This window comes from Rhodoglobus sp. (assembly GCF_053580035.1).
Genome location: NZ_JBMDVL010000002.1, coordinates 125622 through 146146 on the forward strand (window position 1 = coordinate 125622; position 20525 = coordinate 146146).

General features: G+C 58.3%; 16 protein-coding genes, 1 tRNA gene and 1 pseudogene. 4 read left to right on the plus strand and 14 right to left on the minus strand.

What is annotated here, in order from left to right; all coding sequences use genetic code 11:
• Positions 1-347: 347 nt before the first annotated feature.
• Positions 348-2312, plus strand: coding sequence for an acetate--CoA ligase (gene acs / locus ACOH1Z_RS09895; RefSeq protein ID WP_449648329.1), 1965 nt, complete (start codon positions 348-350; stop codon positions 2310-2312).
• A 60-nt stretch (positions 2313-2372) separates the two neighbouring features.
• Here the strand turns inward: acs and ACOH1Z_RS09900 are convergent, their stop codons facing one another.
• The 3 genes and pseudogenes from ACOH1Z_RS09900 to sp36 all read right to left on the minus strand — a co-directional run.
• Positions 2373-3890, minus strand: coding sequence for a UDP-N-acetylmuramoyl-L-alanyl-D-glutamate--2,6-diaminopimelate ligase (locus ACOH1Z_RS09900; protein WP_449648330.1), 1518 nt, complete (start codon positions 3888-3890; stop codon positions 2373-2375).
• The gene (locus tag ACOH1Z_RS09905; RefSeq protein WP_449648331.1) at positions 3887-4348 is read right to left on the minus strand and encodes a RidA family protein; all 462 of its coding nucleotides are present in this window, start codon (positions 4346-4348) and stop codon (positions 3887-3889) included. Before ACOH1Z_RS09905 ends, ACOH1Z_RS09900 begins: the two co-directional genes overlap by 4 nt.
• Positions 4349-4368: 20 nt before the next feature.
• Positions 4369-4509: pseudogene (sp36, locus tag ACOH1Z_RS09910) on the minus strand (Sp36 family protein); the annotation flags it as partial.
• 54 nt (positions 4510-4563) lie between these two features.
• Here sp36 and ACOH1Z_RS09915 point away from each other — a divergent pair.
• From ACOH1Z_RS09915 to ACOH1Z_RS09925, 3 genes are all read left to right on the plus strand, one after another.
• Positions 4564-7116, plus strand: coding sequence for a transglycosylase domain-containing protein (locus tag ACOH1Z_RS09915; RefSeq protein WP_449648332.1), 2553 nt, complete (start codon positions 4564-4566; stop codon positions 7114-7116).
• Entirely contained in the window at positions 7113-8078 is a 966-nt protein-coding gene (locus ACOH1Z_RS09920; RefSeq protein ID WP_449648333.1) for a metallophosphoesterase, read from the plus strand. Before ACOH1Z_RS09915 ends, ACOH1Z_RS09920 begins: the two co-directional genes overlap by 4 nt.
• A gap of 28 nt (positions 8079-8106) precedes the next feature.
• Positions 8107-8180, plus strand: a tRNA-Pro gene (locus tag ACOH1Z_RS09925).
• 87 nt (positions 8181-8267) lie between these two features.
• Here the strand turns inward: ACOH1Z_RS09925 and ACOH1Z_RS09930 are convergent.
• The 11 genes from ACOH1Z_RS09930 to ACOH1Z_RS09980 form a co-directional block, all read right to left on the minus strand.
• Positions 8268-8933 (minus strand): thymidine kinase, encoded by a 666-nt coding sequence (locus tag ACOH1Z_RS09930; protein WP_449648334.1) that lies wholly within the window; start codon positions 8931-8933, stop codon positions 8268-8270.
• The gene (locus tag ACOH1Z_RS09935; protein ID WP_449648335.1) at positions 8933-9616 is read right to left on the minus strand and encodes a response regulator transcription factor; all 684 of its coding nucleotides are present in this window, start codon (positions 9614-9616) and stop codon (positions 8933-8935) included. The genes ACOH1Z_RS09930 and ACOH1Z_RS09935 overlap by 1 nt, the downstream gene beginning before the upstream one ends.
• Positions 9603-10799, minus strand: coding sequence for a hypothetical protein (locus ACOH1Z_RS09940; protein WP_449648336.1), 1197 nt, complete (start codon positions 10797-10799; stop codon positions 9603-9605). Before ACOH1Z_RS09940 ends, ACOH1Z_RS09935 begins: the two co-directional genes overlap by 14 nt.
• Positions 10796-12016 (minus strand): sensor histidine kinase, encoded by a 1221-nt coding sequence (locus ACOH1Z_RS09945; protein WP_449648337.1) that lies wholly within the window; start codon positions 12014-12016, stop codon positions 10796-10798. The genes ACOH1Z_RS09940 and ACOH1Z_RS09945 overlap by 4 nt, the downstream gene beginning before the upstream one ends.
• Positions 12017-12139: 123 nt before the next feature.
• Positions 12140-13615 carry a malate:quinone oxidoreductase gene (locus tag ACOH1Z_RS09950; protein WP_449648338.1) on the minus strand — a complete coding sequence of 492 codons (1476 nt, stop codon included), beginning with the start codon at positions 13613-13615 and terminating at the stop codon, positions 12140-12142.
• Positions 13616-13635: 20 nt separating this feature from the next.
• Entirely contained in the window at positions 13636-14307 is a 672-nt protein-coding gene (locus tag ACOH1Z_RS09955; RefSeq protein ID WP_449648339.1) for an SGNH/GDSL hydrolase family protein, read from the minus strand.
• 67 nt (positions 14308-14374) lie between these two features.
• A complete protein-coding gene (locus tag ACOH1Z_RS09960; protein WP_449648340.1) occupies positions 14375-15064 on the minus strand; it encodes an SGNH/GDSL hydrolase family protein in 690 nt (229 codons plus the stop codon).
• Between the two features lie 38 nt (positions 15065-15102).
• Positions 15103-16203, minus strand: coding sequence for an aspartate-semialdehyde dehydrogenase (locus tag ACOH1Z_RS09965; RefSeq protein WP_449648341.1), 1101 nt, complete (start codon positions 16201-16203; stop codon positions 15103-15105).
• 29 nt (positions 16204-16232) lie between these two features.
• Positions 16233-17498 carry an aspartate kinase gene (locus ACOH1Z_RS09970; protein ID WP_449648342.1) on the minus strand — a complete coding sequence of 422 codons (1266 nt, stop codon included), beginning with the start codon at positions 17496-17498 and terminating at the stop codon, positions 16233-16235.
• A 93-nt stretch (positions 17499-17591) separates the two neighbouring features.
• Positions 17592-18191, minus strand: a complete 600-nt coding sequence (recR, locus tag ACOH1Z_RS09975) for a recombination mediator RecR (protein WP_449648343.1) — start codon at positions 18189-18191, stop codon at positions 17592-17594.
• A 3-nt stretch (positions 18192-18194) separates the two neighbouring features.
• Positions 18195-20333, minus strand: a complete 2139-nt coding sequence (locus ACOH1Z_RS09980) for a DNA polymerase III subunit gamma and tau (protein ID WP_449648344.1) — start codon at positions 20331-20333, stop codon at positions 18195-18197.
• Between the last annotated feature and the right edge of the window lie 192 nt (positions 20334-20525).

A 20525-nucleotide genomic window follows, 5' to 3' on the forward strand; every position in this document is an offset into this window, starting at 1 on the left:
ATCATCCGACAGGAACGGGCGCCCGCTCGAACTCGTGTCCCAACGACAATGGCAAGGAGTGTGGAGGAGTTGCTTCGGCTGATCGACAACCGCCCATCAATCGACGACTGCCCGTTAATCGACGACTGCCCGTTAACGAGAGAGGGGCGGCGTCCATTGGGGGGAATAGACGCCGCCACCGCGGCAATCGATTGGGGGGAATCAAGATTGCCGCGTGCCGAACTTGCATTCGACGACTTTCAGTGTAACGCAACGGTATGCGGCCGCAATGGAGGTTCTAGAATCGGTGGAATACTTTCAGAAAGCACGTGGTCAAGAAACGTAATCACACGATCGAAGAGGATCAAATGCCCAGTAATTCCATTGACAGTCTTTTGCACGAATCTCGCCGTTTTGCCCCGTCAGAGGCCTTTTCTGCTGCCTCGGAGGCGAGCGCCGACCTCTACAGCTCAGCCAAAGAGGATCGTGTCGAATTCTGGGCCGATAAAGCTCGGGAATACGTCCACTGGCACAAGCCATTCACCGAAACCCTAGATTGGTCTACTCCTCCATTCGCCAAGTGGTTCGCCGACGGCGAGCTCAACGTTGCCTACAACTGCCTTGACCGTCACGTCCTCGCTGGCAACGGCGACCGCATAGCCATCCACTGGGAAGGCGAGCCAGGCGACAGCGTCAGCATCACCTACGCCGAACTCACCGCCGAAGTAAAGCGCGCCGCTAATGCAATGTCAGCGCTCGGCGTTGGTCAGGGCGACGTTGTTGCCATCTACATGCCCCTCGTGCCCGAAGCGGTCATCGCGATGCTTGCCACAGTTCGCCTCGGCGCCGCCCATTCGGTGGTCTTCGGCGGCTTCAGTGCCGAAAGCCTGCGCAGCCGCATCGACGACGCGAGCGCCAAGCTTGTTGTCACCGCCGATGGTGGCTGGCGCAAGGGTAAAGTCTTTCCCCTCAAATCCGCAGTGGATGCCGCACTCGCCAACGGGGAATCCAGTGTCACCAATGTGTTGGTCGTCAAGCGCGGCGACAACGATGTCGAGTGGACCGAGGGCCGCGACCTGTGGTGGCACGATCAGATTGAGGCAGCGGAGCCCGAGCACGAGGCACAGGGGTTCCCCGCCGAGAACCCTCTCTTCGTGCTCTACACCTCGGGCACGACGGGCAAGCCGAAGGGCATCCTGCACACGAGTGGTGGGTACCTCACGCAGGCCGCTTTCACTCACAAGAACGTGTTCGATCTGAAGCCCGAAACTGATGTGTACTGGTGCACCGCCGACGTTGGGTGGATCACCGGCCACACCTACGTGACCTATGGTCCCCTCGCGAACGGCGCAACGCAGGTTCTGTACGAAGGAACCCCTGACGCTCCCAACCAGGGCCGCTGGTGGGAGATCATCCAAAAATTTGGGGTGAGCGTTTTTTATACGGCGCCCACCGCCATCCGTTCGTTCATGAAGGCCGGGCGTCAGATTCCCGAGCAGTACGACCTCAGCTCGATTCGCGTGCTCGGTTCCGTGGGTGAGCCCATCAACCCGGAAGCGTGGATTTGGTACCGCGACGTGATCGGTGGAGGCTCCACCCCGATCGTTGATACGTGGTGGCAGACCGAAACGGGCGCGATCATGGTCTCGGCGTTGCCTGGCCTGACGACACTCAAGCCCGGTTCGGCGCAGGTTCCGATCCCGGGAATCAAAATCGATATCCTCGGCGAAGATGGCACCCGGGTTGACCCACCTAATGGCGGGTTGCTTGTCGTCTCCGAACCGTGGCCTGCAATGCTGCGCGGCATTTGGGGCGACCCGGAGCGTTTCAAGGAAACGTACTGGTCGAAGTTCCCCCAGCTCGACGGCGAACAGTACTTTGCTGGCGACGGCGCCCACGTCGACGAAGATGGTGACATTTGGTTGCTTGGCCGAGTGGATGACGTCATGAATGTCTCCGGTCACCGCCTGTCGACCACCGAGATCGAATCCGCTCTCGTCTCGAATCCGATCGTGGCCGAAGCCGCAGTCGTCGGCGCCGCTGATGAAGCGACAGGTCAGGCCGTCGTTGCCTTCGTCATCATCAAGTCGAACCAAGAGCACGCCCAGACTGCAGCCGAAGCTAGTGCCCTACTGCGTCAGCACGTCGCGAAGGAGATCGGCGCGATTGCACGCCCGCGCGAGATCTTCATCGTCTCTGAACTGCCCAAGACACGTTCTGGCAAGATCATGCGCCGCCTGCTTCAGGATGTCGCGGAGGGTCGCGAGATTGGTGACACCACCACCCTCGCTGACACTACAGTGATGCAGATCATCTCCGACAAGCTCAAATAGTTCGCTGGAGCACACACGAAGGCCGGGTCGCGATTGCGACCCGGCCTTCGTGTAGTTCTGCTACTTCGCGCGCTCCTTGAGCAGCCGAATAGCCGTGTCAATATCGCTGAATGGCACGCGCTCATTGCCAACAATTTGGTACGGCTCGTGACCCTTGCCCTGCAACAACACAACGTCATCGGCATTCGCAGCATCGATCGCATAGGCAATTGCTGTGGCCCGATCACGAATTTCGACAACACGTTCCGGATGCTCGAAGCCGGCCCGAATGTGCGCCACAATCTGGTCGCCATCTTCGTTGTGCACGTCGTCGTCGGTAACAACGATCAGGTCGGAGCCCTCTTCGACGATGCGCGCCATCTCGGGGCGCTTACCTGGGTCACGATCACCGGTCGCGCCAAATACCGTGACGACTCGAGCATGGCCAGACTCGCGCAATGCCGTGACGGCGTGGCGCACGGCATCGGGGGTGTGCCCAGCGTCCACAACGACCAATGGCAGCTGGTCGTTTTCACGGATGCGGGTCATCCGACCAAGCACCGGCTCAAGTGGGGCAAGCACTTCAGCGATCACTCGCGGCTCACTGCCCTGAGCCCACAAGACTGCCGCACACGTCAGCAAGTTGTCGACGTTGAACCGGCCGATAAGTCCGCTAGCAACGTGATGGCGTTCACTGTCGATCACGAGATCAAACTCGAGACCCTCAGTCGTGAGCTGCACGTTCTCTGCTCGAACAATGGCTTCAGAGTGACCATTTGAGGTCATTCCGATTCCACGCATTCCCTCAGGAAGCGTGTGATGAAAGTGATTCTCGGCCGCCGCGTCATCCAAGTTGAGGATGGCGGTTTGTACACCGGGGAGAGAGAAGATCTTCGCCTTTTGCGCCGCGTACTCCTCCATCGACCCGTGATAGTCGAGGTGATCGCGCGTGAAGTTGGTGAACGCCACAATGTCGAACTCGACGCCGTCGACACGACGCTGCTCTAGCGCATGGGAGCTGACCTCCATGGCGACGTTTTCTACCCCGGCACGGTGAAAATCATCCAAGAATTGGTGAACAGCCGTAACCTGCGGAGTCGTCATCCCCATGTTGATGCGGTGCTCTCCCGTGATACCCGCACCGAGAGTGCCGATCGTCGCCGATGTCACTCCCAACCGATGCCACGCCTGCGTCAACAAGTGAGCGGTTGATGTCTTTCCGTTTGTGCCTGTGATGCCGACCATCGACATCGACCGCGATGGATGCCCGACAAACGCATCCGCCATGACACCGATCACGTCACGGAGGTTCTCAATCGCAAACACACGTTCGCCAAAGCTCGCACCGTCAGCGGCCGCCGCATCGACGAGCACCGCAACAGCGCCCTGCTCGAGCGCCGGGGCAATGTAGGGCAGTGCCGGGGATGCCGCAGTGCCGATGGCAACAAAAATGTCGCCATCCCCCACTTCACGGCTATCTTGCACGAGTCGGCGCGCGCTGAGAGTTACGCCAGCATGCGTCGGATCCCACTCGCCCAACTCAAATCGGCGAAATGGAGCGTTCTCCCCAGCTTGGCCGGGGTACCACACTTCGATCACGCGAACTCGAAAACGAACTCGATCTCAACGGGAGCATCGAGGGGCAAAACGGCAACACCAACAGCACTACGAGCATGCTTGCCTGCCTCACCAAAGATCTCGCCGAGCAGTTCCGAAGCTCCATTGATGACTCCAGGCTGCCCCGTGAAGCTGGGGTCGGACGCTACGAAGCCTACGACCTTCACTACCCGGGTGATGCGATCGAGAGACCCGATGACGCCCTTAGCGGCAGCGAGGCCGTTGAGAACACACGTTTTGGCGTACTCGTGGGCTGCATCAGCATCCACTTCCGCGCCAACCTTGCCGGTAGCAGGAAGCGCACCGTCAACCAGAGGCAACTGGCCCGAGGTGAAGACAAGGTTGCCCGTGACCATCGCTGGCAGATAGGAAGCGAGAGGCTTCGAAAATTCAGGAACGGTGAGATTAAGCTCGGCAAGACGCTCATCAAGCTGTGACATTACTTGTTCTCTTCCTTGATGCGTTTGAAATAAGCAACCGGGCCGCCCTCGGGGCCGGTGCCGACTTGCACGAGTTCCCAGCCCTCAGAACCCCAGTTATTGAGGATTGCGGTGGAATTGTGCACCATCAGTGGTGTAGTCAGGTACTCCCAAGTGGGCATATTTGCGGCTCCCGTTCAGCATGGCGTTATCAATGATCCCTTACTCTTGATCATATGTCTGCCCAAAATATTCCGCGTCGTGGCATAGTGTCGGCAATTGCCGGACTTGTTAGCTTCAGTGCGCTCGCTGGTCTCCTCATTACCGCGATGGTCGCCCCCGCCCTCGCCGTGACCGGCATCACTGCTTCCAGTACTATCGGCATTTTTGATGGTCTCCCGGATTATCTCGAGATCGACCAGCAGCCAGAGCGCAACACGATCTATGCCAACTTCACCGGCAAGGGCAACGTTGATGGCTATTACCCCATAGCTACGATCTACGACCAGAACCGCCAAGAGGTCAGTTACGACCAGATCTCTCAGTACGCGATTGACGCCACCGTTGACGGTGAAGACCGTCGCTTCTTTGATCACGGTGGGGTTGACCTCACGTCCCTCGTGCGTGCAGCCCTGGGCAACGTCATCAGCTCCGGAATTGAGAGTGGTGCCTCTACTCTCACCATGCAGCTGGTGAAGAACACCTATATTTCCGAAGCGGAATCACTGCCAAACGAAGACGAGCGCAAAGCCGCCTACGAGAAGGCTGTCGCCACTTCATTTGACCGCAAGTTGAAAGAGATGAAGCTAGCGATCGGGCTAGAGAAGCGATACACGAAGAAAGAGATCGTCACCGCGTATCTCAATATCGCCAACTTCGGCAATGCCACCTATGGCATCCAAGCGGCTGCACAACGCTATTACAGTGTCGACGCTAAGGACCTTTCGCTTGAGCAATCAGCGAGCCTCATCGCAATCGTGCAAGAGCCAAGCGTGCGCAACCTCGCAGACCCTGAGTACTTCGCCGCCAATCAAGAGCGTCGCGATGTAATTCTCTACGCGATGCTCGAAGTGGGATCGATCACGCAGGCAGAGTATGACGAAGCTGTAGCGATTCAAGTGGATGAGACAAGCGTCGTTCCGTCAGCACCCAAGAACGGCTGCATCGCTGCTAATAAATACGCCAAGTGGTTCTGCGACTACGTGGTCAAGAGTGTTGGCGACTTCGGATTCTTGGGCGACACTCCTGATGAACGCGCTGCCAACTGGAAAAAGGGAGGCTACAAGCTCTACACGACCCTCGATCTCGACGCGCAGATTGCCTCACAAAACGCGACTTGGACTTACGCTCCACCAAGCGAGACTTCGTATGCGCTCGGTAGCGCGACCTCGACCGTTGAAGGCGGCACGGGTCGCGTACGGGTGATGGCCGAAAATAAGGTCTTCGACGACACCGCTAGCGGTGGTGGTGTCGACACCTCAGCCGTCAATTACAACACCAGCTTCAACTACGGCGGTTCGACAGGTTTCCAGCCCGGCTCCACTTATAAGGCATTCACCCTGATCGAGTGGCTCAATCAGGGCAACGGAATCTATGACCGCCTCGAGGGAACCGCGCGCACGATGCAAGGTTCACAGTTCCTTGATACCTGCAACGGACCATACTCGGGTCCCGTGGAATTCAAGAACAACGGTGGTGAGCGCGGAATTTATACCGTTGCTGAGGGCACTGCAGAATCGATCAACGGAATCTTCTTTTCGATGGCCAGCCAACTCGACCAATGCAATATCCGCAACGTCGCTGCAGCTTTGGGCGTCCAACGCGCCGATGGCAAAGAGCTAGAAAGTTACCCGTCCTCGGTAATTGGAACAAACACTGTTACCCCTCTAAGTCTGGCCTCTGCCTATGCAGCGATCGGCGCTGGAGGGCTGTGGTGCGAGCCAATCATCATCGACAAAGCAATTGACTCCCGAAACAACGATTTGGGAGGACAAGAGCAGAACTGCCGTCAAGCGATTTCGCCAGAAGTCGCTGCCACTGCTGCGTTTGTCATGAAAGAGGTTCTGAACCGCGGAAACGCCGCGTATGCAGACCCGAACGATGGCATTCCGATCTTCGGTAAGACGGGAACCACTGACGGTGCAAACCAAACGTGGATGGCGACTGGAACTACCCGTTATGGCACTGCTACCTGGGTAGGTAATAGCATCGGAGAGCAAGACATCAGCCGCGTCTCGTATGCGGGCGTACAGGGGTATCGCTTACGTCACTACATTACGAAAGCGACCGATACAGTACTCAACGCGAAGTACCCCGGTACTGCCTTTAGCGAACCAGACCCATCCCTGCTGACCGGCTCTGGCACTGAAGTGCCCGACGTGCGACTGCAAACTTTAGAGCAAGCGAAGTCGGTGCTTGTGAGCTTAGGCTTCACCGTTAAAGATGGCGGTGCAATCGACTCCGATTTACCTGCTGGACAGGTTGTACAAACTAATCCTGCAGCGGGAACGCAGTCCGCTGCGGGTGCAACGATCACCGTTTACACCAGCAAACAAAATTTGAGAGAGATTCCCGACGCGGTCGGCGATGGTCAATCTAACAGTTACAACGCCGGCAAGAGCATTGTGAACGACGCGGGATTCTCGAATGTGAGTCAGGGCTGCGAAACCGTTCCGCCTGGGGATCCTCGCGACGGAAAGGTCATATCTTCAAGCCCCGCGGCTGGTTTGAAAGTGAAGCTATCGACAACGATCACCCTAACCGTGGGTCAGATTACGCCTTGTCCATGAGCCGACATCTCTCCCCTGCGGCTACCGCACTCGGTGCGATAGCCGCAGCAGGGGTAGCTGCCTTCGCCTGGGGTTCGCTCGTTGAGCGCAACGCGTTCACTGTTCGTCACGAGACGCTGCCGATCCTTGACCCTGGCGCACGTGACATCACGGTGCTTCACATCTCCGACCTGCACATGGCACCGTGGCAGACCCGTAAGCAAGACTGGGTTCGCGGCCTCACCGCCTACGAACCCGACCTCATCATCAACACGGGTGACAATTTGGGGCACGCCGACGGCATCCTCGGCATTAAGCGTGCTTTCGAGCCGTTTAAGGGCACCCTGGGAGTCTTCGTTCACGGATCGAACGACTATTACGGTCCTCAGTTCAAGAACCCGTTCACCTACTTCACTGCGCCAACCTCGAATCACCGGCCCGTCGAACACCTCGACACGGATGCCCTTAATGCGTACTTCGAGGATCAACTCGGCTGGCTCTCCCTCAACAACCATGCTCGTGCCATCGAACTCCGCGGTTCCCGCCTTGAACTCTTTGGCACCGCCGACGCACACCGCGGCTGGGAGCGCCTAGATCGCCTGCCAGCCAACATCGAAGAGATGCGCGAAAACGTCGGGTGGGCAGATGACCGTCACGGCCCAGAAACTGTCGCGCTCGGTGTCACACACGCCCCCTACCGCCGCGTGCTCGACGCTCTGGTCACGAATGGTGCCGATGCGATTTTTGCTGGACACACTCACGGTGGTCAGGTGCGGATTCCCGGAATGCCGGCCTTGGTCACCAATTGCGACATTCCTCGCGAGCAGGCTAGCGGTCTCAGCATCTGGCACCACTTGCGTCGCGCCGCGTTCTTGAACGTCAGCGCAGGCCTCGGAACATCAATTTATGCCCCGGTTCGCTTCGCCTGCAAGCCAGAAGCGGTGGTTGTGACTCTCACCGCCGGAGATATCGGCTATTCTTGATCTGTTGATCACGTCAGTGGTTAATGATCGGGGTGTGGCGCAGCTTGGTAGCGCGCTTCGTTCGGGACGAAGAGGTCGTGGGTTCAAATCCCGCTACCCCGACAAAAAATCTGTTTCATCACAGAGACGACTAAACGCCTTCCCTCGGGAAGGCGTTTAGTCGTTAAAGCGTGTGCAAATTGCTGCTATCTACGAGAAGTCTGCGTCGGGCGCGCTTCCATAGCTGAAATCGATCTTCGGGCGCCACCCACTATTGAGAACGCCGCCGCTCTCTTCTAGGTAGCAGGCTCCGCAGAGCGACTGGTAGCCGACATCCACGCCGTCAATGGCGACCTGATCGCCATCAAAGATGAACTCGTCACCGACCGTGCGTGCATTGAAAACAGCCTTGCGCCCACAACGACAGATGGTCTTGAGTTCTTCAAGCGAGTGGGCGATCTCAAGCAACCGCCGGCTGCCCGGAAAAGCTACAGTCTGAAAGTCAGTACGGATGCCGTACGCCAACACGGGCACGCGCTCAACGATCGCGATACGCAAGAGGTCATCCACTTGAGCCTCGGTGAAGAACTGCGCCTCATCCACGAGCAGGCAGCTCACAGGCAAACCGGTCTTCTCAAACACTCTGGCGCGTTCTCGGGCAAAGACTTCGTAGACGTCATCGGTTGGAGAAACGGTGAAATCGACCTGGCGGGTGACACCGAGGCGCGAAATGATGTAGTTGTCGCCTTTGGTATCGACGTGAGGCTTGGCCAGAAGCACCTGCTGGTCGCGTTCCTCGTAGTTGTACGCAGCCTGCAGCAGCGCGGTGCTCTTGCCACTGTTCATGGCTCCGTAGCGGAAATACAGTTTGCTCATCAGCGTAGAAATCCATCCTCAGCGGCCCGACGGATCAGGTCAGCCTTTTTGCTTGCCGGCCGGTTTGCCTTTGCGTACTTTTCACGCACCCTACGAAGATATGTCTTCGCAGTCTCGTATTGCACATTCATGCGTTCTGCGACCTGGGGTGTGCTTAGTCCAGAAGCGTACAGCGTTAGAGCATCCGCCTCACCGGCACTGAGCTTTGGCTTTGATTGGTCAGCGGAGCCAGAGGGTAGCGGCCGCCAATCAAGCTGCGCACCACCCTCGGGCTCTACGCCCATGATTTCGCGAGCAGCATCCATCACCTCTTGCATCGGCAACGATTTTGACAAGAACGTCGCCGCTCCCGCCGAAAGCGCTCGTTCGCGTGCTTCTCGACTATCAAGGCTTGAGAGCACGATAACTTTGGCGCCAGCAGCTCGACACGTGCGCACTCGCGCTTCGATTGATACCGGCTCCTTGAGCTGGAAATCAAGAAAGACCAACTCGGTCGGGAAACGGTCGCTGTGCACCAATTGCAGCCACGTGCTGGCCGTGAGCACTACGTCGAAGTCTGGGGCGTTGTTGGTTATCCAACTGTTGAGACTGTCGAGGAGAACTTCGTGATCGTCCAAGATCGCCAGTCGAATCGGTGCGCGATCCCCAAGATGCGCACTGAGTTGAGAATCAGGGGGTGTCATAAGTGAACCTAACGGTGAGTGAGGGTGATCGATAGGAAATCTGAAGTCCAGTAAATACCACGCGAAGTACCGCAAAATAGGGAGCAAGGGATGACCGCCAAGACGATTCTGACGAAGTCACTGTTGCCCGCACAACGATCATCGCTCCCGTTGACGTTTTCTCGATTGAGAGCCGCACGCTGTCACGGGAGAGCTCTCCCCCCGTTGCCACAGCAAGCACTGCTGCCCGCAGCGCTGTGCGCTGGTGAGCTGTCATGGCGTTCGCCAGCCGATGAGGGTCTTGCACGAGAGTGCCGTCATCCAGGGAACCGAACGCTTGCGCCACCACGGACTCAAGCCAACTGCGATTGACCTCCGTGACCATGAGCTCGCGAAGCGATGCAGAGTATTCTGCCGCTTTCGCGCGATCGTCTGGTGACACTATTCCTCGGGAGGAGAGTTCGGCAAAGAGTGGCACAACAAAGCGATTCAGAATGGTTACTCGGTCTTGCTGCACAGAACGGGCAACGCTCACGTGCTGACGCTCACGCAGACGACGAGCCCCATAGACTGCCCGCGACTCCCACCGCTGGTGGCTCAATGCCAGTGAGCGGGCGAAAGCGGCGCCGCCGAGCGACATCGTCAGCACTGGTGTGATCGAAAATAGAATCACGATCATCTGGCTCGTATTCGTCGATCCACTCGACCACACGAGAGCCGCAAATCCAGTGAAAATGGACGCCACGATTCCCACGGCAACGAGTTCACGCACCGGGCGATAGGGTGCGAGCGCAATGCACGTCGTGCCAACAACCAGAGGTGCCCAATACGCCGTGGGGAGTGCGGTTGCGCCGCCTAGGGCTGCCGAGATCAAGGCGAAAGCTATGATGGACGACCCCACCCCGAGCGCGTGCATAGCGCCCGTAAACGGCGCCCTCAGGGGGCTCGTTCCCAAAATCAGTACCACTGCTGTAACCAGCACGGCGATAAGCGCCAAGCCAGCGAGCCAGGGATCGACAGGGTCACCCGCGCTGCTCCACAGCATGAGAGCCGTGAACAACACCACGGCAATGCCTGCGGTCACGCTAATGGGGCGCCCGTCGAGAGTTCCCAGCGGATCGAGTTGCTGGATCGCCACCCGCGTTGATCCGGTCTGCGGCGATGAGGCGCCCGCAATCGGTGTCGGGGCAGTCTTCGCATTCATAGCGTTCCGCCCGGTGAAGTGACGGAGTTGGTCGATCCGGTTGGTACACGAATCATTACGGATGTTCCTCGACCGGGAGTCGACCACACTTGAACGGTTCCGGCGACGAGTTCGATTCGACGACGCACTGACTGCCGCAAACCGAGACGGTCCTCCCCCGTTTCCGCCTCTTCGAAACCTTTGCCCGCATCCACAACGAGAACACTCACTTCGTCAGCGGATCCAAAGATCGCCACCTCAGCGTGCAGCGTTCCCGAGTGCTTGATGACGTTGACAAGGCACTGCTTGACCGCAGGCCCGAGGGCAGAAGCTCCGCGCGCATCGAGCAATGAGAGTGCGGTCAAGTCCCCAGTGACTTCGACCTCAAGTCCAAGTTCACGAGCTTCAGTCACCGCAACAAGCAACTCGCTGCTGTGCCAGTCCGCTCGTGCTGATTCAATACCGTCGGAGTTCGATTCGGAGAGCCACTCCTCGCCAACGAGCACTTCGAGATCGCGATTGATTTGAACTTGCAGCCGAGAGTCAATCGCACCAAAGGGTGCGTGAGCAATCGCAGCAAGATGCCCGAGCACCGTATCGTGCATCACTGCGGCCGACGTTGCTTCGATCCCGTATCGCAACGATGCCATCTCCTCATCACGGGCGGCCCGATGCAAATTTGATTGAACGCGGCGAACACCGCGCTGACTGAACCGCAACGTGATTAAGACCGCGACGACCACGAAATAGGTCACCAACACGGCAGGTTGAAGTGCAAATGTGCCGAGCACTTGCCAGACCGCTAGCGTTACGGCGAGCTCGGCCACCACGAGCCCAATAGTGCACCAAACGATGGCGGAAACTAACGTAAGTCCCGAACCACCGATAAGCATGATCGCGATTTGAGGGAGATCGAGGAGATACCGGCCCGCGTCCCCCAACGGCCTGAGCTGCGAGACGACAGTGAGCGCGTACCAATAGAGTGCTGGGCCGCCGATTAAGACGTGTGCGACAGAGAAAAAAGGCGTTCGGTTGGAGTTGACCAGCCACACCGTAACGAGCAGCGGAATCAGCGCAAGTGATGCAGACCAGAGCGAAATAGCGTCGTCGTTGGCGTAAATGCTGAGCACTCCGACAAATGCAAGCGAAAGCAAAAGAAATGCGACGGTATTGGCGGTACGGGCAAAGGCACGGCGAACGCTCTCTTGGCGCAAGTGCGCGGGCAAGCCAATAGACATCCGCCCACCCCCTTCGCCATACTGCAACAACAGCTACAGTATGCCACTTATCGGGGTACGTTACGTACCCCACTCTCGGGGTACGTCTACGCGCCTTGCTCTGCATCAGCGCGAGCGGCAGTGCTACGGGTGGATGTGGAGAGCCTTCGCTGTGCGTTCGAGTGTTTCGTGTGCAAGCTGAGGTGAGTCCGAAAGCTGTTGCCCGAAGCTCGGAATCATCTTCTCGATCTTCGGACGCCAGTCGTTCATGCGCTCAGGGAAGCACTTCTCCACCAAACCCAGCATGATCGGAACAGCGGTAGACGCGCCTGGAGACGCTCCAAGAAGACCAGCAATGCTGCCGTCAGCCGACGACACCACCTCGGTACCAAACTGCAGGACGCCGATCTTCTTCGGGTCTTTCTTCATCACCTGCACGCGTTGACCGGCCGTAATGCGGTACCAGTCTTCAGGCTTGGCATTGGGAACAAAGTTCTTGAGTTCATCAAACTTCGTCTCTGGGCTCGCGAGGAGTTGCCCAATGAGGTACTTCACGAGCGAGAGGTTGCTGATGCCTGCGGCAACCATCGGCAGCAGGTTGTGCCAGCGAATGGAAGCAAAGAGGTCAAGAACTGACCCAGTTTTCAAGAACTTGGGGCTGAATCCGGCGTAGGGGCCAAACATCAGGCTGCCCTGACCATCGACCACACGAAGATCGAGGTGAGGAACCGACATTGGAGGTGAACCGACGGCAGCCTTGCCATAGACCTTGGCACTGTGGGCGGCAACAACTTCTGGATTGTCAGTGCGCAAGAACTCGCCGCTGACTGGGAAGCCGCCGAAACCGCGGATCTCCTTGATGCCAGACTTCTGAAGCAAATTGAGGGCATAACCGCCGGCGCCAACGAAAACAAATCGGGCGGCTACGGATTCCACCGGGGTTCCGCCCACGTCATGACGAAGCGAGAGATTCCAGAGACCATCCCGCTGTTTCTTGAGATTGGTCACCCGGATTCCGGTATTAAGCTGTGCGCCAGACTCGACAAGAGTGTCAACCATGAAGTGCGAGAGCGCTCCGAAGTCAACATCAGTCCCCGAAGGAATGTGGGTAGCGGCTATGGGCTCCGACTTGCGTCGACCCGGCATCATGAGCGGTGCCCACCCATGAATGACTGCCGGGTCTTCGCTGTATTCCATGCCAGCGAATAGTGGATGATCCTTGAGCGCATCAAAACGTTTGCGCAGGTACTCGACGTTTGTTTCGCCCCACACGAAGCTCATGTGCGGGGTCGGGTTGATGAATGAGCTGGGCTCGGGCAACGCACCCTCGTTCACGAGGTATGACCAGAACTGGCGCGACACCTGGAACTGCTCATTGACTTTCACCGCGCTCGAAATCTCAATAGAGCCATCGCTCTTTTGCGGAGTGTAATTAAGCTCGCACAGCGCGGAATGACCGGTGCCAGCATTGTTCCACGGGTTCGAACTCTCTTGGGCAAGATCGCCCAAACGCTCGAAGATCTGGATATCCCAGTCGGGCTGCAGCTTCTGAAGCAGCGTTCCCAAGGTGGCACTCATAATTCCGCCGCCGATAAGCGCGACGTCGACGGTTTTCTTCACGGCTCTACTTTAGCCGTCCATTAGAGACCTAAGTTGCGAAGCGCCTGATCCATCCGCCGCGCCAGCTCCGCGTAACCGTCGTCGTTGGGGTGCAGTCCGTCACTCGCCATCCACTCAGGGTGTCCCTCGATCCAGTGCGAGGCACCGGAGATGTAGTCGGCGCCGATCGCGGAGGCCTCATCCTCTACCCAACCAATGATCGTTGCCACGGACTCTGGGCGCGCATCCGTGTACCAGAATGGCTCGACAACAATGAATCGGGCATCAGGAAGGGCTGTCTTCAATCGATCAAAATCGGCGCTAATTTGCGAGCGGATGTCGCTAGCTCGAGCATCGAAACTGAAATTGTCATTGAGGCCCATGGTTACGAAAACGATGTCGGGATCGTCGGCAATCACAAGACTCGGTAGGTCACCGTCACCAAAGGCGCCGCGATTGTTGATAAACCCCAGCCCATTGACGCTCGGATTGAACTCGCTCCAGCCCCGTTGCTGGCAGATCACGGTCGACCAGCGGTTCTCGGCAGTGGATGCACCGGTGCCGAGAGTGTAGGAATCACCATAGAACGCGACACGCACCGCGTTCGGGTCACGGTCATCCGCTGGCTCTGTCGCACTACAGCCCGCGAGGCCAAGAGCTGCGGCCATGGCAACTGTCGCCGCAATAGTGCGTGCAACGGAATCAAATTTCATGACAGGAGTTCGACGCAGACGCCCCAAGCGATTGCTTGCACTTCGCCTCGACCGCACAGTGAACCCGTTAGAAATCCAAGGCGCGGAGTGCGCGCTCCATCCGTGCGGCAATTGCGGCGTGACCGGCGTCATTCGGATGAAGGTTGTCACTAGACATCCATTCCGGATGCCCCGTCAGCCAATATGACGCATAGGGCACATAATCGGCATCGACTTCAGCCGCGGCATCGTGCACCCACGAAATAATTGCCTCGACGGAAGCTGGACGTTCTTCCTTGTACCAAAACGGTTCAACGACGACGAGTCGCGCATCAGGAAGCTCTGCCGACAGACGCTCGAAGTCGCTCAATATCTGGCCGGGAAGCTCATCGGCAAAGGCATCGAAAGTGAAGTTGTCGTTAAGGCCCATCACCACAATCACCACGTCAGGATTCTCTTCGATGATGAGGTCAGGAAGGTCACCCTGCCCAAACAGTGTGCGATTTCGCATGAAGCCTAAGCCGCTAACGCTCGGGTTGAATTCGCTCCAGCCATTCTGGTTGCTGAGAACGGTCGACCACCGCGAGGCCTGATCTGTAGCTCCCGTTCCTCGCGTGTAGGAATCCCCATAGAAAGCGACTCGAGGCGCTTCGGAGTCGGCAGCGGCAAAAAGGGCGGGTTCGTTCATTGCTGCGGCGCTTGTACACGACGCAAGCCCTAGCGTGACCGCGACAAGAACGGCAACCATGATCGTGCGAGTGAAAGTGTCGAACCTCATCGGGAATTCTGTGCGACTGTAGCGGGAAGTGGTTCCCGTTACGCCGATGCCTTCGCGGCGATTTTGGCGGCAACGAGCTCGGCAATCTGAACAGCGTTAAGAGCCGCACCCTTGCGTAGGTTGTCATTGCTAATGAAGAGCGCAAGACCACGGCCGTTCGGTACACCCTCGTCCGCGCGAATTCTGCCCACGAAACTCGGGTCGGCACCGGCAGCGTCGAGAGGCGTCGGGATGTCGCTGAGGCTGACACCCGGAGCATCCGCCAGCAATTCCTTCGCCCGCTCCGGGCTCAGGGGCTTGCCGAACTCGGCGTTGATCGACAGCGAATGACCCGTGAACACCGGGACGCGAACGCACGTGCCACTGACCAACAGGCCGGGCAGTTCGAGAATCTTACGGCTCTCGTTGCGCAGCTTCTTCTCTTCGTCGGTCTCGTTGAGCCCGTCGTCGACAATGTTGCCCGCGAGAGGTACAACGTTGAACGCAATGTTCTTGGGGAACTTGTTCGGGGCCGGCATCGTGACCGCCGCGCCATCCTCAACGAGTCCCATCGTGTTTTGGGCGACCGCAGCAGCAGCCTGCTCGAGCAGCTCTTCGCCACCAGCAAGACCAGCGCCCGACACAGCCTGGTACGTACTCACGATGAGGCGTTCAAGGCCCGCTTCGGCATCCAGAACCTTCAATACGGGCATTGCGGCCATCGTGGTGCAGTTCGGGTTCGCAATGATTCCCTTGACTGCCTGATCAATCGCGTGCGGGTTAACCTCACTGACGACCAAAGGAACGTCAGGGTCCATGCGCCAGCCCGAAGAGTTATCGATCACGGTGACACCGGCAGTAGCGAACCGCGGAGCCTGCGCCAACGACGTCGTGGCTCCGGCCGAGAAAATCGCGATATCGAGGCCCGTTGGGTCGGCAATCGACGCATCTTCAACAGTGATCTGCTCACCCTTGAACGGCAGAGTCGTGCCAGCGCTTCGTGCCGACGCGAAGAAGCGAATCTCTGCAACCGGAAAATCGCGCTCCTCAAGCAGACGACGCACAACAGCGCCAACCTGACCCGTTGCACCAACAACACCAATACGGATGCCCGCGTTAACCATGAGACCCTCTACCTGAAACTCTGTGTTCGCCACCATCGCAGCAAACGATGAACAATTATGGCCGACTAGCGACCAGTGCCTGCGTGAACGACCGCGTCTTCATCGCCATCAAGCCCGAATGCGGTGTGGACAACCCGCACCGCCTCTGCAACCGTATCGGCCCGAGTGACAACCGAGATGCGAATCTCACTGGTGGAAATCATCTCCATGTTGATCCCGGCCTCAAATAGCGCCGTAAAGAGTCGCGCCGAAACACCAGCATTCGTGCGCATTCCGCCGCCAACGACCGAGAGCTTTCCGATCTGGTCATCGTGCTGCAGCGACTCAAAGCCAACTTCTTCTTGATGGAACGTCAACGCACGAAGCACGTCTTCGGCATCCGACTTCTTCAAGGTGAATGAAATATCGGTGCGACCCGTGGATGCCAGCGAAACGTTCTGAACGATCATGTCGATGTTGGCATCTGCCGAGGCCACGATCGTAAAGATTTGCGCGGCCTTACCTGGCACGTCGGGAACCCCAACTACCGTGATCTTCGCTTCGCTCAGATCGGAGGCAACACCTGTGATGATTGCTTCTTCCACGCTCTCTCCATCCTTCGGATTGACTACTAACGTGCCTGTGTTGTTGTTGAACGACGACCGCACGTGAATTGTTACCCCGTGCCGACGAGCGTATTCAACCGCGCGCACGTCGAGAACCTTTGCGCCAGAAGCGGCCAGTTCCAACATTTCTTCACACGTGACGACATTGACTTTGCGGGCCGACTTCACGATGCGGGGATCGGCCGTAAAAATGCCATCAACATCGGTGTAAATTTCGCAGGTCTCGGCACCGAGAGCTGCCGCAAGCGCAACCGCTGTCGTATCGGATCCTCCGCGACCGAGAGTAGTGATGTCACCGGTTCCGCGATTGAAGCCTTGGAACCCGGCGACGATCGCGATCGCGCCATCATCGAGCGCTTCTTGCACGCGACGAGGCGAAACCTCCACAATGCGTGCGGCCCCGTGTTGGGCATCCGTGACCATACCGGCTTGGCTGCCGGTGTAGCTGCGGGCGTCAACGCCCAAACTTTTGATGGCCATCGCGAGGAGCGCCATAGAAATTCGTTCGCCCGCGGTCAGTAGCATGTCAAGCTCGCGGCCAGTCGGTACGGGCACGACTTGTTCGGCGAGGTCAAAGAGTTCGTCTGTGGTGTCGCCCATCGCAGAAACTACGACAACGACGTCGTTTCCGGCTTTACGGGTCTCGACGATCCGTTTTGCGACGCGCTTAATACTCTCAGCGTCGGCAACGGATGAGCCACCGAACTTCTGAACGATGAGGCTCATTGTTCTCCTGAAGCGGGATTTGGCGGGCAAATGCTGCCCAAAGTGCGAGTCTAACGGTGTGCGCACGCCCCGCCGAGTTCGTTACGGGATGCGCTAGCGGTCTACTGTTCGGCGGCCCTCGAAGGCACGGCCGAGTGTGACCTCGTCGGCATATTCCAAATCTCCGCCGACCGGAAGACCCGATGCGAGGCGCGAAATTCGAAGGTTGGGCTGAACCAGAAGCCGCGTCAGATAGGTAGCGGTTGCTTCACCTTCGAGATTGGGGTCGGTCGCGATGATGACTTCTGTGACGACGCCGTCAGCCAACCGGCCTAAGAGTTGCTTGATGCGCAACTGGTCTGGACCGATTCCGTCGATGGGGCTGATAGCTCCACCGAGTACATGATACAGCCCAGAAAATTCGCGAGTGCGCTCGATGGCGACGACATCTTTTGCTTCCTCAACAACGCAGATTGTTGCGGGTGAGCGGCGCGGATCACGACAAATGGAGCAGGTCTCGTGCTCGGTAACATTGCCGCAGATTGCACAGAAATGTACTTTGTCACGGATGTCGTTGAGCAGTTCTGCCAGTCGACGAACGTCGAAGCTTTCCGTCTGAAGAATATGAAATGCAATGCGCTGGGCAGATTTGGGACCAATGCCGGGGAGACGCCCGAGTTCGTCGATCAGTTCTTGAACAATTCCGTCGTACACGGGTTACTCGTCTCTCGGCTGGGGCGTTACGCGTGGAGCAACCTGCTGCTCTTCGATAAAGGTGGCATTCAATAGTTCGCGCACCACTGACTCTCCGTAGCGAGATTTGTCGATCTTTGCTGCCGCAGCTGACATTGATGGTCGTGGCTCTTCCGCTGGCGGGGCGGATGCCGCGTCGGGAGTTGACGCCGGTGTCGATGCCTTGGGGACGTCCTGTTTGGCCGCGCTCGATGCTGCAGCTGCCGCGCTGCGCGACATCGAAGGATCACCCTCTGGCTCTGGCTCGGACTCGGGGATGGCCGCTACCGCCCATCCGCCAGGCTCACGATCTTCCGCTGGCGCTGGTTCCTCCGGTTCCGGGCCTTCATCGCCGGCGGGCGGAGTGGGTGGAGTTGGCGGAGCGGGTGGAGTGGCGCGAGGCTGAGATTCAGCCGTGGGGGTCGGAGCTGCCGATGAGTTCTGAGGAGCAGTTGCGGCAGGAGCCGGAGAGGTGCCTTCAACGCGTGCCATAAGTGCCGGTTCAAAGCCGAGCACGTGGATGAAGGCTTTCTTGAGGTAATCCCCGACACCTTCGCCAGGGGCGCTGCGCTGCTTGAGCGCATCAACATCGCGTTCACTGGGGAAGGAAAGTACCAGAATTTTGTCATCACGAAGCTCAAGCGGCTTGGCGGTGAAGACGACCATCCACGCCGTGCGCTTGAGCTTTTGCACGACATCCAAGATTTCTGGCCAGGCGTCTTTCACCTGCTGGATTGAGACGGGAGTGGTGCGCGCTGCTGCGGGAGGAGTCGACAGTACGCTGCCGGATTCCGCGGGTTTCGATGAGACCGGGGACGAGACCGAGGGCGCGGCCGGCGCTGGTGGCTCGACACGCGCCGCTGGCGCCGTAACGGGAGGAGTCATTGGTGACGCAGCGGGTGTCGCTGCGGGCGCGGGAGCGGATGGTGTGGCAGCTGCCGCGGGCAACGATCCGTCACCCTCGATGCCGATTCGGCGTTCGAGGCGTTCGACACGAGCGAGCGCACCGCGCTGGGTGTTGTCGCTCGCCGGAACCAAAATGCGCGCAATCATCAGCTCAAGGTGCAGTCGTGGGGATGTCGCCCCCGTCATCTCAGAGAGGGCCGAGTTGATGACGTCGGCGGCGCGGGACAGTTCAGCAGCGCCCAGAGTGTGTGCCTGTTGGGCCATGCGTTCAAGTTGATCCTGCGGGATACCTCGCAAAACACTTGCTGCATGGTCGGCGGTTGCCGCAACAACAATGAGGTCGCGCATCCGCTCAAGAAGATCTTCAACGAAACGGCGCGGATCCTGACCGGTCTGAATGACGCGATCAACTGAAGAGAATGCGGCAGCGGCGTCACCAGAGCCGAGGGCATCAATCACTTCGTCAAGCAGTTCTGCATGGGTATAGCCCAGCAGGGCAACGGCACGTTCGTAGCCGACCATCGCGGTGTCTGAGCCGGCGATCAACTGATCGAGTAGCGAGAGCGTGTCTCGAACCGATCCGCCACCTGCCCGCACGACGAGCGGCAAAACACCTGGCTCAACTTCTACCTTTTCGCTCTCGGAGAGCTGCTGAACGTAGTCAAGCATTTGAGCGGGCGGCACCAACCGGAATGGGTAGTGGTGAGTGCGCGAACGAATCGTGCCAATCACTTTGTCTGGCTCGGTTGTCGCAAAGATGAACTTCACATGCTCGGGCGGCTCTTCCACAATTTTGAGCATCGCGTTGAAGCCTTGAGGAGTAACCATGTGGGCTTCGTCGAGAATGAAAATCTTGAAACGGTCACGGGCCGGAGCAAACACAGCACGCTCGCGCAAATCACGGGCATCATCAACACCGTTGTGGCTTGCCGCGTCAATCTCAACAACGTCGAGCGATCCACCACCGTCACGAGAAAGTTCAACGCAGGATGGGCAGACGCCACACGGAGTGTCGGTCGGGCCCTCAGCACAGTTCAAACAGCGTGCCAAAATTCGGGCGGATGTCGTCTTGCCACAGCCTCGCGGCCCACTGAACAAATAGGCGTGATTCACACGGTCGGTGCGCAACGCTGTGCGCAGCGGATCGGTCACTTGAGACTGCCCGATGAGTTCAGCAAAAGTCTCGGGCCGGTATCGACGATATAGGGCAGCAACCACGCCCCTAGCGTAGTCGTGCCCACTGACGATCCCAACGCGCGAAGAGCGATCAGGTCGCGTCAGTAAGTCTCGGCAAAGAATTTTTACGAATCGGGCAATCCATCGCTACGGCGGTTCCGAATCATCTGTGGTCGGCTGGTTACCGATCACCGCCACACCTGATCCGTGGCAAACGTTGTCGAATAGACGTGC